We start from the raw sequence: 13,325 nt of genomic DNA, 5'->3' as shown, positions 1-13,325 counted from the left end.
GATCGGTTCCACCCGTGCCGCAGCATTGTCCTTCGCGTCTTGTGCGGACCAGTTCGCTTCGAGCGTCGGCCCGTGTCACCACGATCGAGTCGATCGCCCGCTCCTGGGGCTTCACCAGCGCCGCGCTTTTCTCCCGCTACTTCCGCGAAACCTACGGCACCACTCCCAGCGAATGGCGCCGGCTGTCCAGCGCCGCGAAGACACTTTCCGCCCATGACCGGCCAAGGCCACCCGACCGCATGGACGCCGTAGCGAGGCTTCCACCACGCTGAGCGGCGAACGGACGCATTCGCAGGAGGGCGCATCGGCGAACTCGGTGAACGGGCCACCCGTGGGTGGCCCGTCTGTCGCTTGGTGTCAGCAGGATTCGGGGACCGCGCTGATACGGCGGACCTCGACGTGGGCCGGGGCCGTCGCGAGGAGTGTGCCCGTCGCGTCGTAGATCTTCGACAGGCCGTCGCTCTTGATCGTCAGAGCGCGCTGCATGCCTCTCTGGTCGACCCGGACGAAGCCGACGGTCGTGTCGGTGCCGTCGTACAGCCGTTCCGTGACCTGGTACGACAGGGTGTTCCCGCCCGTGGCGTGCCAGCGGCCTCGGCCCTCGCCGCCGCCCTCGCCGCCGTCGCCGGAGCGCAGGCACAGCACCCCGTTCCGGTGGAACGAGAGCGTGACACCCCCCAGGCCCTCCGCGTGCTGCACGGTGCCCTCCCAGGTGCCGACGGGCGTGGCGGCGCCTCCCGTACGCGGGCCGGACCGTTCCCCGGCGGATACGGCGGATACGGCGGATACGGCGGTCGCGGTGGATACGGCGCCCGCCGCGCTTGGTGCCACGAGCGCCGCTGTCGTCGCCAGCCCCACGGCCAGAATCGTGGTCATCACCCTGGACGTGCTCTTCCCTATGGTCATCTGCCTTGCTTCCTCTCTGTTGTTGTCAGGGCTTGGCAGGTGCGGGGGGTGTACTGGGTGGGGGAATTACCGGGGGAGTTGCGGGGGGAGGCGCCGGGGGAGTTTCCGAGGTGGGGGGACGAGGGTGTCGCGGAGCTGGGCTGCTCAGCCCAACGCGCGGCTGAACGTGCGCAGTTCGGCGGCGAGCACCTCGGGCCGCTCCAGGGCCGGGAAGTGCCCCCCGTCGGGCAGGTCGCGCCAGTAGCGGAGATCGGTGAAGCGTTCCCGGGCCCAGGCTCGCGGCAGCCAGGCGTCCTTGGGGAACACGGAACAGCCGGTGGGCACGTCCGTACGGTGCATCGGCTCCTTGTCGAAGCTCTCCCAGAACAGCCGGGCCGACGACGCTCCGGTGTTGCCGAACCAGTACATCGACACGATGTCCAGCAGCCGGTCGCGCGGAATCGCCTTCTCCAGTTCGCCGTCGTGGTCCGCCCACGCCCAGAACCGGTCGATGATCCAGGCGAGTTGCGCGGCCGGCGAGTCCGCGAAGCCGTAGCCGAGCGCCTGCGGACGGGTCGACTGGATGGCCGCGTAACCGGACCGGTCCTTGCCGAAACTCCGCATCCGCGCCATCGCCCTCTGGTCCCGCTCGTCCAGTTCGATCTCCCGCTCCGGGGGCCTGGCCAGCGGCATGCTGAGATGGATGCCGCGCACATGCTCCCGGTCGACGGCACCGAGCGCGGCGGACACCCACGATCCCCAGTCGCCGCCGTGCGCGAGGTACTGGTCGGCGCCGAGGCGTGCCATCAGTTCCGCCCAGGTCCGCGCCACCCGGTCGACGGTCCAGCCGGCCTCCACGGGCCGGTCGCCCAGGCCGTGTCCCGGCAGGGTCGGGCAGATGACGTCGAAGGCGTCGGCGGGGTCGTCGGGATGGGTGAGCCGGGGGATCAGATCGAGGAACTCCACGACGGAGCTGGGCCACCCGTGGGTCAGCAGCAGCGGTCGCGCGCCGGGGTGGGGCGAGCGCGCGTGCAGGAAGTGGACGCGCAGTCCGCCGATCTCGGTGGTGAACTGCGGGAAGGCGTTGAGCCGTTCCTCGGTCGCCTTCCAGTCGTAGCCGTGTGCCCAATAGCGGCACAGCTCTCGCATCCGCTCCAGCGGCGGCCCCTGCGCCCAGTCGTCGACCGTCTCCCGGTCCGGCCACCGCGTGTTGTCCAGTCGGGCCCGGAGATCGTCCAGCGCGGCCTGCGGTACGTCTGCCCGGTACGGCTCGATGACGGGATCCACTCGTACGCTCCTCTGCACCGTGTTTCTGTCGCGGTCGTGTCTTGAATGCGGTCGTGTCTCGATTGCGGTCGTGCGTCGTTGCGGTCGCTGTCACGGTCGCGCTGTCGCGGTCGTGTCTCGAATGCGGTCGTGCGTCGTTGCGGTCGCTGTCGCGGTCGCGCGATCGCGCTCGTCTGCCGGCGCGGTCGTGCGCCGTCACGGTCGAGCCCATCGCGCTTTCCGCCGCAGTCGTGCGCTGCCGCGCTTTCTGTCGCGGTCGTGCTCTGTCGCGGCGAGGGTAGGAGCCCCGCCTACAGCAGCGGTCGAGCGCGGTGAGAGGACGTCTCGCGACACTCCACGTCATGAACCTGACACTGAAATCACGGGCCGCCCTCGGTGCCGCCTCGCTCTTCGGACTGCTCCCACTCACGCTCACACTGACGCTTCCGCTCACGACCGCGACCGCGACCGCCGCAGCCGCCGGACGGTCGTCGACCCCCGAGGGCACCTGGCGGGCCACGGTGTCGCGCGAGGGCGCCGTCTACGACGTACAGATGTCCTTCGCCCCGGACCGCACGGTCTGTCTCGTCTCGCCGGCCGGCGCGAGCGCGGGGACCTGGCATGTCCAGGGCCCTCATGGATTCGGCTACCTCATACGCGAGATGTGGTACGACGCGAACGGCGCGGTCGAGGGCTGGGTGGACATCGACCAGGACGGGGCGCGCAGCGGATCCAGCTTCAGGACAACAGGCGTGTCGAGCGTCTTTCTCCCGGACGGCACCCTCGACAGCACGGTCCCGGTCACGATCACAGCGGTACGGACGGGCGCGCCGGACTCGTCCGCCTGCGCATAGCGACAGCGGCAGCCGGATCGGCAGCCAGGGCGGCGACGCGGGTGGCCGCCCGGGTAGCCGCCCGGGTAGCCGCCCGGGTGGCGACGGGGTTGCGGCGGGGCGGCCCGAGTTGCGGCGGGCCCTCGGCATGGTGCCGCAGTCGTCGCCGAGACCGGCTTACGGAGGTGGTGTGAAGGTCCCTTCGACCGATCCGCAGAGGTCATATCGTCTGGGCACCGACGGGGGGAGGGGGATCATGGCAGGTTCATCCGACGACGGTTCCACCGCCAAGTTGTGGGCATTGCTCGGCGGAATCGCCTCCCTGGTGGCGATCGTGAGCTGGCTGGGCGTAAGCAACGCGCAGGAGCTGAAAGCGGTGTTGTCCGAGTCGTCCCCGTCCAGTTCCAGTCCAGCACCCAGCTTCGGCTCAACCCCGGATGGGCCTTCAGAGACTGCCGAGACCCCGGACGACCCCGAGCCCAGTGATACGGACTCCGGAGATCCGGGGTGGGACGACGACTTCAGCGGCGGATCGGACGAGCCCGAATCCGAGACACCGTCACCCACTCCGGATCCCGCCGAAGAGGCGTTCAAGGCCGTCTCGGCCGGCGACTGCCTGGAGGCCTACGACACCGGCCGCGGCGGCGACAGCATCGACTGGAGCCCCGGCGTTCCGTCGGCCCCCGTGCCCTGCAACAGCCAGTCGGCGGGCCTCGTCCAGGTCACAAGCACCACGGACACCACCTGTCCCAGCGGTGCGGGGAAGGCGTCCTGGACGTACACGTCTGTCATCTCGGGCGAAACCACGAAGCTCTGCGTCACCCGCATTTACCAGAAGTACTACTGCGTGCTCGGTAAGCGGGTCGGCGACAACACCCGGCTGGGATCGATGACAGCCGTGGACTGCGAGGCGCAGCGGATTCCCGCCGCGTACAACCGGATCATCCACATCACCGGCGTCTATCAGGCCCCGCCGAGTGCCAGCCCCCGCAACTGTGCGCTGGGGCCGAACGATCAGACGCAGTACCTGGCCTGGCTGGTGAACGACGACAAGCTGCTGCTCTGCGCGAAGATCTACCAGAGCGGCTGACAGCCCCCCACACCCGGCACGCCCACCTCACCCGCCACCCCACCCTCACCCAGCACCCTCCCCTCACCCGCCACCCCAACCTCACCCGCCACACCCGCCTCGGCCGACACCTCCAGCACCCCCGCCTCGCCCGCCACCCCAACCTCACCCAGCACCCCCGTCTCACCCGACACCCCCTCCCCCGCCATGCGCCCGAATCTCGGTACCGCCGCGGCCCGGACGACTCCGTCGGCCGTACGGTGGTACACCCCCGGGCGCGGTGGTGCGGGTGCTCCACCGCCTCCTCCAGGGTCAGTACGGGCGTGACGCACGCCTCCGTACCCTCGAAGGCCGCCGCCCAGCCGTCCCTGCTCCTGGTGAGGAAGCACGCGGCGAGCCGGGCCCGCAGGACGGGCCAGCCGGCCCGGTCGGTACGGTCCGGGACCTCGTCCGGCGCCAGTCCGAGCCCGTCGAGCAGTGCCGCGTAGAAACGGTCCTCCAAGGCGCCGACGGCCACGTACCGCCCGTCCGCGCAGAGGTACACGTCGTAGAACGGGGCGCCGCCGTCCAGGAGGTTCACACCCCGCTCCGGCCGCCACTCGCCCGCCGCCGTCATCCCGGCGAGCATGCCGAGCAGCGCCGCCGTACCGTCCACGATGGCGGCGTCGACGACCTGGCCGAGACCTGACCGGTGCCGTTCCTCGACCGCCGCCAGCACACCGAAGGCGAGCGGCAGTCCGCCGCCCGCGAAGTCGCCCAGCAGATTGAGCGGGACCACCGGCGGTCCGCCCGCGCGGCCCATGGCGTGCAACGCGCCGCTCAGGGCGAGGTAGTTGATGTCGTGGCCGGGTGCCTGGGCCAGCGGCCCCTGCTGTCCCCAGCCGGTCATCCGTCCGTACACCAGCCGCGGATTGCGCGCCAGACACACGTCGGGGCCGATGCCAAGGCGTTCGCAGACACCCGGCCGGTAGCCCTCCACCAGGATGTCGGCGCCTTCCACCAGCCGCAGCAGCGCCTCGACCGCCGCCGGGTCCTTCAGGTCGAGGGCCACGGAGCGGCGGCCGCGGTCGAGCACCCGGTGCCAGGTGCCGAAGGCCCTGGGCACCCCGGGCCGGTCGACACGGACGACCTCGGCACCGAGGTCGGCGAGGAGCATGCAGGCGAACGGTACGGGCCCGATGGCGGCCAGTTCCAGTACACGCAGGCCGCTCAACGGCCCGCCGGTCACGGGACTGTTCACCCTGGCAAGGCTAGGAACGCGGGCTTCAGGGCGCCTTGAGCGTGACTCCATCGGGGACGGAGGCCATGTCGCGACACTGCTGACTTCGCGGCCCATGCCGACCGAAGGGACCATCATGACGACCAGCATCAGTCCGTCGGGCGCCGAACCGGACGCCGAGGAGAAGACCTTCCCGTACCAGCGCGGCTGCCCCTTCAGCACCCCCGCCGAGTACCCCGAGATGATCGAGAAGGACGTCTCGCAGGTCACGCTCGCCGGTTCGGGCCTGCGGATCTGGACGGTGACGGGCTACCACACGATCCGTACGCTCCTCACCGATCCGCGGGTCAGCGCCTCGCGCAAGCACGCCAATTTCCCCTTCTACTTCATCGCGCCGCCGGAGTTCCGTACGGAGACCTCCTTCATCGGCTACGACGGTGACGAGCACATCAACACGCGCCGGAAGGCGGCCCTGACCTTCACGAGCCGCCAGGTGCGCAAGCTGCGCCCTCGGATCGAGCAGATCGTGGACGACCACATCGACCGGATGCTGTCGATGTCCCCGCCCGTCGACATGCACCATCTGTTCTCGCTGCCCGTCCCGATGACGGTCATCTGCGAGCTGCTGGGCATCCCGGACGACAAGCACGACTTCTTCATCAAGCACGGGACGGCCCTGCTCGGCGGACACAGCACCCCCGAGGAGCGCCAGGCGGCGATCGTCGAGGTGAACGCGTACGTCGCCGAGCTCATCCAGTTGAAGAAGCGCGAGCCCGGCGAGGACCTGCTCAGCCGGGCGATGGCCGACTACCAGGCGTCCGGCGAGGAGTACACCGACCGCGACCTGTTCAACATGGTCCGGCTGCTGATGAACGGCGGCCACGAGACGACCGCGAGCCAGATCTCGCTGGGCACGGCCTGCCTGCTGGAGAACCCGGACCAGTTGGAGCTGCTCAAGGCGGACCCGGAACTGGTCAAGCCCGCCGTGGAGGAGCTGATCCGGATCGCCACGATCGGCGACACGGCCGTACCGCGGGTCGCCCTGGAGGACATCGAGATCGGGGGGCAGACGATCCGCGCGGGAGACGGCATCCTCTGCCTCGGTCTGGCCGCGAACCGCGACCCCGAGGTCTTCCCCGAGCCGGACAAGCTCGTCATCAGCCGCGGCAGCCGCAAGCATCTCGGCTTCGGGCACGGGGTGCACCACTGCATCGGCGCCGATCTTGCCCGGCTGGAGCTGGAGATCGTCTGGAGCAAGCTGTTCCACCGCATCCCGACCCTGCGGCTGGCGAAGCCGTTCGGGGACATACCCCGCAAGGAAGGCGCGGTCATCTACGGCCTCTGGGAACTCCCCGTCGCCTGGTGACGGTACGGAACCAACGCCCGGCGACGGTACGGAACCCATGCCCGGTGGCGGTACGGAACCCATGCCCGGTGGCGGTACGGACCCGTCACCCGGCCAACCCCCGTGGTCCGAGGAGGACACCCCATGGCCAAGATCACCTACCGGAGCCCCAGCGGCACCGACACCGTCGTCGAGGTGGCCGCCCCCGGCACCGTGATGCGCGGCGCCAAGCTCAACAACATCGACGGCATCGAGGCACAGTGCGGCGGCTCGGCACAGTGCGGCACCTGCCATGTGTACATAGACGAGGCCAACACCCGGCCGCTGCCACCGATGCACGAGTCCGAGGACGATGTCCTGTACGGCACGGCCAGCCCCCGGCGCCCCACCAGCCGGCTGAGCTGCCAGCTCCCGATCACGGACGATCTCGACGGTCTGCTGGTGCATCTGCCGGAGAAGCAGTCCTGATGCCGGCGTCGGTCGTCATCGTGGGGGCCGGACCGGGCGGGACCGGAACGGCCGCGGCGCTGCGCGGCCGCGGTTTCGCGGGCCGGATCACCCTCATCGGCGCGGAGGACGCACTGCCGTATCAGCGTCCTCCGCTGTCGAAGGGATATCTCGCCGGTACGACACCGCTCGCCGAACTGGCCCTGTGGCCGGAGTCGTTCTTCGGGAGCCAGGACATCGATCTGATCAGCGGCACGTCCGTCACGGAGATCGACACGGCCGGCCGGCGGGTGACCCTGTCGTCCGGGGCGGGCGTCCCGTACGACCATCTCGTCCTGGCGACCGGGGCGCGCCCGCGCCGGCTTCCGCTGCCCGGCGCCGGTCTCGCCGGGGTGTGTACGCTGCGCGATCTGCGCGACGCCGACGAGCTGCGCGCCGGGCTGTCGGCCGGGGGCCATCTGCTGGTGCTGGGCGGGGGCTTCGTGGGGCTGGAAGTGGCCGCCACGGCACGGCGGCTGGGCATGGAGGTCACGGTGGTCGAAGCCGGCCACCGGGTCATGGAGCGGTCCGCGGGCGAGCTGCTGTCCGGCCGGCTCACCGAGGAGCACCGCCGGCAGGGCACCCGGATACTCCCGCGCCGTGAGGTGCGCGCCCTGCGGGGTGACGGCGCCGGGCATGTCCGGGTGGCGGAACTGGACAACGGCGAGCGGGTGGCCGCCGATCTGGTGGTGATGGGGGTGGGCGTGCTGCCCCGGACCGAACTCGCGGCCGACGCCGGGCTGCCCGTCGGTGACGGTGTGGTGGTCGACCGGCTGCTGCGCGCGGGGCCCGGGGTGTACGCGCTCGGCGACTGCGCCCGCTTCCCCAGCCGCCCGGCGGGCCGCCGGCTGCGGCTGGAGTCCGTCCAGAACGCCTCCGACCAGGCCAGGACCGTGGCCGCCGGGATCTGCCGGGAGCCGGAACCGTACACCGCGGTCCCATGGTTCTGGACGGAGCAGTACGGGCTGCGGGTCCAGCTCGCGGGGATCACGGCCGGGCACGACCGCGCGGTCGTGAAGGGCGATGTGGCGGGAGGGCGCTTCTCGGTGTTCTGCTTCCGCCGGGACCGGCTCGTCGGTACGGAGTCGGTGAACCGGCCGGCCGACCACATGATCACGCGCCGGCTGCTGGCCGACGGCGCGGGCCCGGGTCCGGGACCGGACGAGGTGGCGCGTCCGGACTTCGATCTCAAGGAGTACCACTTGGCGCGTACGGCGGGGTGAGGCCCTGGAGCACGCGAGGGGGGATGGTGGCCTTGGCGCGCGGGGCAGGAGCGAGGCCGAGGCCAGGAGGGTACGGAGGTGTACGGGGCGGGAGCGGGCGGCGGGAGCCGGGGCGCCGACCGGACGGCCCGGCTCCCGCCCCGTACCCGTATCCGTATCCGTACCTGTGTGCCGGTTCGACCCGCTCGACCGCTCGACCGCTCGACCCGCTCTCAAGGCGGCCCGGGCAGGGTGCCGCGTATGACAGCCTCCACGACTCCCGCGGGCCCCACCGGCCGGACCGGGCCGGCCGGCGCGTGGACGGCGCGGATCGGCCGCGAGACCGAGACCTCGGCGAACACCTTTCACTTCACCGGGGACGGCCGGGTCTTCCTGGCGGACGGCGGCGCCGGCACCTGGACGGCGACAGGACCGGCGTCCTTCAGCTTCCGTATCGCCGAACCGATTTTCGACGCGACGGGGTCGTGTGTCGCCTGGGTGGACATCGACCAGCGGGCCGTCCTGAGCGGCACCACCTTCACCAGCGAGGGCGTCTCGCTCGTACGGGACGGCGAAGGGCGGACGCTGCGCACCATCCGGGTCACGGTCACGGCCAGCCGGGTCTGACGGCGGTTCCGGACATGGCCGTGCGCGGCCCCGGCTCGGGAGAACGAGCCGGGGCCGCACCTGGACCTGCTTCAGGAAGAAGTGGGCTCAGGCGGTGAGTGCAGGCAACGGGCTCAGGCAGTAGCCGCCCCTGAGCCCGAATGATCCGTCGCGGGCCCGGCCGGAGGGCCGTCCTTCGCGGCGCCGTCCCCGCCCGCCGCCGCGTCCTCCGCGTTGCTCGGCTTCACATCACGGAGCAGGACGAACGCCAGGACGGCGGCGACGAGCACCAGCCCGGCGGAAGCCACCGCGTTGACGTGCAGACCGTCGACGAACGCCAGTCGCGCGGCGTCGACGAGCCGCCCCCCGGTGACGGCCGGCAGCGTACTCGCCGCCTCCAGCGCCCCGCCCAGGGTGTCCCGGGCGGCCTCCTCCGCCCCGCTGGGCACCCCTTCCGGCATGGTGTCGGCGAGCACCGACCGGTAGACGCCCGTACCCACACTGCCGAGCACGGCGACCCCGATCGCCGCCGCGAACTCCTGGTTGGTCTCGGACAGGGCCGACGCCGCGCCCGCCCGCTCGGGCGGGGCGGAACCGACGATCATGTCGACACCCATGATCGAGATCGGTGTGACACCGACCGCGAAGACGACGGACGAGACGACCAGCAGCGTCAGATCGTCGGATCCGTCGAGACCGGTGAACATCGCGAAGCCGACCGCGGCGATCAGCAGACCGCCGCCCATCACATAGGCCGGACGGACGGACTTGACCAGCGCCGTCGTGAGACCGGCGGCGATCACCATGCCGCCGGCCTGCGGCAGGGTCCACAAACCGGCCTGGAAAGGCGAGAGCCCGAGCACGAGCTGCATGTACTGGGACAGGAAGAAAAACAGCCCGGACATCGCAAACAGGGTCAGGGTCAGCGTCAGCAGCGAGGCGCTGAACGCACGGCTCGCGAACAGCTTCAGATCCAGCAGCGGATGGGCCAGAACACCCTGTCTGCGGATGAACCACACACCGAGTACGACACCGACGGCCAGCGCGAGCAGCGGGACGGCCGCGAAGCCGTCCTTGGCCAGCTCCTTCACCCCGTACACCAGCGAGATCATGCCCGCGACCGACAGACCGACACTGGCGAAGTCGACCTTGCCGGGGTTCGGGTCGCGGTACTCGGGCAGCAGGACCGGGCCGAGGGCCAGCAGCAGCACCATCGGCGGTACGGCGAGCAGGAACACCGCGCCCCACCAGAAGGCCTCCAGTACGGCACCGCCGACCAGCGGGCCGATGGTCATGCCGATGGTGAAGCTCGACATCCACACGGCGATGGCGGCGGTGCGCTGGGACGGTTCGTGGAACATGTTGCGGATCAGCGCCAGCGTGGACGGCATCAGCGTGGCTCCGGCGATGCCCAGCAGCGCACGGGTCACGATCAGCATCTCCGCGCTGCTCGACCAGGCCGCGAGCAGGGAGGCCACGCCGAACGCGGCGGCACCGGCCAGCAGCAGCTTCCGCCGGCCGATCCGGTCCCCCAAGGTGCCCATGGCGATGAGGAACCCGGCCACGAGGAACCCGTACACGTCCAGGATCCAGAGCAGTTGGGAACTGCTGGGGGCCAGGTCCTCGCTCAGTTCCGGGACCGCCAGATACAGGACGGTCACATCCATGGAGATGAGCAGCGTGGGCAGTGCCAGGACAGTGAGTCCGATCCATTCCCGTTTGCCCGCCCGGCGCGGGGGTGCGTCGGGCATGGCGGCTTCTGTCATGAGTGTCCTCCGTACGGACTTCGGTGTTCCGGTGCCACGTCGGCCGCTCCGGTGCTCAGCACCGTGAGCAGACTCCGCGCCTGGACATTCAGGTAATACCCGTGCCGGGCGAGTGCGCCGAGCTGGGCGACGGTGGCCCAGTGGAAGCCGGGCGGCGCGGTGTCGGGGACCTCCGGAGTGTCCGGGGCCGCGACGATCAGATAGCGGCTCTCGGCGTTGAGGAAGCGCCCGCCCTCCTCGGAGTGGACGGCCTCGTAACGTATGCGCTCGCGGGGCGCGGACAGCACGACATCGAGGAAGCGCGGCCGGTCCTCCGGGGCCAGATGGGCGTGGTTCTCCGGTACGCACTGCACGGTCGGCGCCAGTTCCACACCGTGGTACAGCCCGGCCTCGACCCGGGCCTGGACCAGGACGTGCGGCACGCCCTGGAACCGCCGGGTGACGAACGCGGCGATCCCGCGGCCCGTCGGCTCGAACAACGGCTGGGTCCAGCCGCCCACTTCACGGCTCCCGGCCTCGACGGCGACCGCCACGACCCGGAAGAACCGGCCGTCCTCGCGCTCCACGGCCCAGGGGCCCCGGCGCCAGCCGTCGAGCCCGTCGAGCGGTACGCGTTCGGCCTTGACGTAGTCGGAGCGTTCGGCGGCGAACCACGAGAGCAGTTGCGTCTCGGAGCGTACGGGGACCGTGTCCGTTGATCCCGGGGCTCTCGCGACGGGCGCGCCGGCCAGGACGGAACGGGCGTCCATGTTCACCACGTTGTCCAGGCGCAGGAGTTCACCGATCTGACCCAGTGTCAGCCAGCAGAAGTCCTCGTGCGGCACGATCTCGTCGGACGTCTCGACGATCATGTTGCGGTTGCTCTTGCGGAAGAACCAGGAGCCGTGCTCGGACTGGAGGGCGTCGGCGAGGACCCGCCCACCGCCGTCCTCCGGCCGCAGGAAGCGTTCGAGATAGCGTACGTCGGCGCCCCGGTGGACCTTGGTGTAGTTGCTGCGGGTCGCCTGCACCGTCGGCGAGAGCTGGAGCAGATTGGGGTTGCCGGGCTCCATCTTGGCCTGCATCAGGAAGTGCAGCAGACCGTCGAACTCCTTGGCGAGGATGCCGAGGATGCCGACCTCGGGCTGGTTGATGATGGGCTGCTGCCAGTCGCGGTACGGTCCCCGGTCCACGGCCGCCCGCAGTCCCTCGACGGTGAAGAACCGTCCGCTGTGATGCCCCAGATTCCCGGTCCCCGGCAGGAACGACCAGCCCGACAGACCGGCGAAGGGAATGCGCCGCACGGCGAAGTGGTGGGCCTCGCGGCGCTCGGCGAGCCAGCCGGCGACCTCGGAGGTACGCATGAACGAACCGGCCTCGGTGACGGCGGCGGAGCGCGCCAGCCTCCCCGGGACGTCGACACTGTCGGCGCCGTCCTGGACCTGCGGGGAGGCCGGGGGGACCGCGGGGGCGGCGGCGGGCATCGGTCAGTCCTCCGCCGGGCCGAGGAGTACCGCCGCGTAGTTCTTGGCCGCGGAGGTCTCGTACTGGAGCGCCACATGGCTGGTGGCCGTGGTGATGTCGCGCCAGTGCCGCTGGAGGGCGCCGCTCTCGCTCAGTCCAGCGGTGCCGGCGAGGGCGACGAGCAGCCCGGCCGCTTCCCGCAAAGTCTCGGCGGCATAGGTGGCGTTGCGTTCGCCGCGTGCCAGCAGCGCCCGGTCAAAGCGGTGTGCGTCGGCGGCTTCGGCGTTCTGCTCGATGAGCAGCCGGGCGGCGTCGATCCGGCCCGCGGCCCGTACCAGCTTCACTTCGTTGAACGGGGTCCTGCGGCGCCCGGTGAGCGTCGCGGCCGCCGCCTTGAGCGCGCCGATGGCGGCGCCTGCCGCGGGCGTGACGAAGGGCAGTCCGCTGACCGCCTGGATCGGCACATTGTGGACGGAGAGGTCCGAGGAACTGTTGCGTCCGGTGAACAGCTCCTGGCGGTCGAAGGACAGATGCTCGGGCACCAGGACATCGGTCACCGTGACCGTATGGCTCCCGGTGGCGCGCATACCGACGTTGTCCCAGACCGGGTCGACGGTCCACTGCCCCCACGGCACGGCGAAGAAGCGCATGGCCGGCGGCCCGTCCGCGGCCGGTACGAGGGCGCAGAGCAGGGCCCAGCCGGCGAAGTCGATGCCGCTGACGTAACTCCACCGCCCGTCGAGCCGCCAGCCGTCGGCCACCCGGGTGGCCCGGCCGCCCGGCACCATGCCCGTGGCGATGACCGCGTCCGGGCCCCCCTCGCCCCAGACCGCCTGCTGGCCGGCCTGCGGGAGATGGGCGGCGAACCGCGAGGAGTAGGCGGCGAGCGAGGCGTACCACGCGGTGGCCGCGCAGCCCTCGCCCACGGTGAGGACGGCACGGGTCAGTTCGGCGAACGACCCCTCGGCGCCGCCCCACCGCGCCGCCACGAAGTGCCGCGGGAAACCGGCCAGGACGACCGCGTCGGCGACTTCCTTGTCGAGTGTGCGGGTGCTGTCCGCGTCGGCGGCCTTCTGGGCGGCGAGATCCCGTACGGTCTCGGCGTTCCGGCCCGTCCCGGCGTCCGGCGGTGTGTCGGCAGGCATGCTCGTGACCTCCTGGGCTGGCTGATGGAGCGGCTGCGGTGCTGGGTTCGGGCGGCGGCG

General features: G+C 71.1%; 12 protein-coding genes. 6 read left to right on the top strand and 6 right to left on the bottom strand.

Features of this window, described 5'->3' with window-relative positions; genetic code table 11:
* Positions 1-14: 14 nt before the first annotated feature.
* On the top strand, positions 15-272 hold the full coding sequence (locus KQY30_RS18330) for a helix-turn-helix domain-containing protein (RefSeq protein WP_367997429.1): 258 nt from the start codon (positions 15-17) through the stop codon (positions 270-272).
* 85 nt (positions 273-357) lie between these two features.
* Here KQY30_RS18330 and KQY30_RS18325 read toward each other — a convergent pair whose 3' ends face one another.
* Both KQY30_RS18325 and KQY30_RS18320 read right to left on the bottom strand, forming a co-directional pair.
* Positions 358-906, bottom strand: a complete 549-nt coding sequence (locus tag KQY30_RS18325; protein ID WP_217307766.1) for a hypothetical protein — start codon at positions 904-906, stop codon at positions 358-360.
* Positions 907-1,050: 144 nt separating this feature from the next.
* Positions 1,051-2,172, bottom strand: a complete 1,122-nt coding sequence (locus KQY30_RS18320) for an epoxide hydrolase family protein (protein WP_217307765.1) — start codon at positions 2,170-2,172, stop codon at positions 1,051-1,053.
* A 341-nt stretch (positions 2,173-2,513) separates the two neighbouring features.
* On the opposite strand from KQY30_RS18320, the gene KQY30_RS18315 reads away from it, so the two are divergent.
* A complete protein-coding gene (locus KQY30_RS18315; RefSeq protein ID WP_217307764.1) occupies positions 2,514-3,005 on the top strand; it encodes a hypothetical protein in 492 nt (163 codons plus the stop codon).
* A 929-nt stretch (positions 3,006-3,934) separates the two neighbouring features.
* Here the strand turns inward: KQY30_RS18315 and KQY30_RS18310 are convergent.
* Positions 3,935-5,293, bottom strand: a complete 1,359-nt coding sequence (locus KQY30_RS18310) for a CaiB/BaiF CoA-transferase family protein (protein WP_254407197.1) — start codon at positions 5,291-5,293, stop codon at positions 3,935-3,937.
* 115 nt (positions 5,294-5,408) lie between these two features.
* Between KQY30_RS18310 and KQY30_RS18305 the strand changes: the two genes are divergently transcribed.
* The 4 genes from KQY30_RS18305 to KQY30_RS18290 all read left to right on the top strand — a co-directional run bounded on the left by KQY30_RS18305 (position 5,409) and on the right by KQY30_RS18290 (position 8,932).
* On the top strand, positions 5,409-6,638 hold the full coding sequence (locus KQY30_RS18305) for a cytochrome P450 (RefSeq protein ID WP_217307763.1): 1,230 nt from the start codon (positions 5,409-5,411) through the stop codon (positions 6,636-6,638).
* Between the two features lie 123 nt (positions 6,639-6,761).
* Positions 6,762-7,085 carry a 2Fe-2S iron-sulfur cluster-binding protein gene (locus KQY30_RS18300; RefSeq protein WP_217307762.1) on the top strand — a complete coding sequence of 108 codons (324 nt, stop codon included), beginning with the start codon at positions 6,762-6,764 and terminating at the stop codon, positions 7,083-7,085.
* The gene (locus tag KQY30_RS18295) at positions 7,085-8,326 is read left to right on the top strand and encodes an NAD(P)/FAD-dependent oxidoreductase (protein WP_217307761.1); all 1,242 of its coding nucleotides are present in this window, start codon (positions 7,085-7,087) and stop codon (positions 8,324-8,326) included. The genes KQY30_RS18300 and KQY30_RS18295 overlap by 1 nt, the downstream gene beginning before the upstream one ends.
* Before the next feature lie 240 nt (positions 8,327-8,566).
* A complete protein-coding gene (locus KQY30_RS18290; RefSeq protein WP_217307760.1) occupies positions 8,567-8,932 on the top strand; it encodes a hypothetical protein in 366 nt (121 codons plus the stop codon).
* Positions 8,933-9,045: 113 nt separating this feature from the next.
* Here the strand turns inward: KQY30_RS18290 and KQY30_RS18285 are convergent, their stop codons facing one another.
* The 3 genes from KQY30_RS18285 to KQY30_RS18275 are packed head-to-tail and all read right to left on the bottom strand — an operon-like array spanning position 9,046 to position 13,265.
* Entirely contained in the window at positions 9,046-10,677 is a 1,632-nt protein-coding gene (locus KQY30_RS18285; RefSeq protein ID WP_217307759.1) for an MFS transporter, read from the bottom strand.
* Positions 10,674-12,140, bottom strand: coding sequence for an NDP-hexose 2,3-dehydratase family protein (locus KQY30_RS18280; protein WP_217307758.1), 1,467 nt, complete (start codon positions 12,138-12,140; stop codon positions 10,674-10,676). Before KQY30_RS18280 ends, KQY30_RS18285 begins: the two co-directional genes overlap by 4 nt.
* Before the next feature lie 3 nt (positions 12,141-12,143).
* Positions 12,144-13,265 carry an acyl-CoA dehydrogenase family protein gene (locus tag KQY30_RS18275; protein WP_217307757.1) on the bottom strand — a complete coding sequence of 374 codons (1,122 nt, stop codon included), beginning with the start codon at positions 13,263-13,265 and terminating at the stop codon, positions 12,144-12,146.
* Between the last annotated feature and the right edge of the window lie 60 nt (positions 13,266-13,325).

Source organism: Streptomyces sp. GMY02 (assembly GCF_019056675.1).
GTDB lineage: Bacteria > Actinomycetota > Actinomycetes > Streptomycetales > Streptomycetaceae > Streptomyces > Streptomyces odonnellii.
The sequence above is the reverse complement of the archived record's forward strand: the minus strand, read 5'-3'. Positions and strand labels throughout refer to the sequence as shown.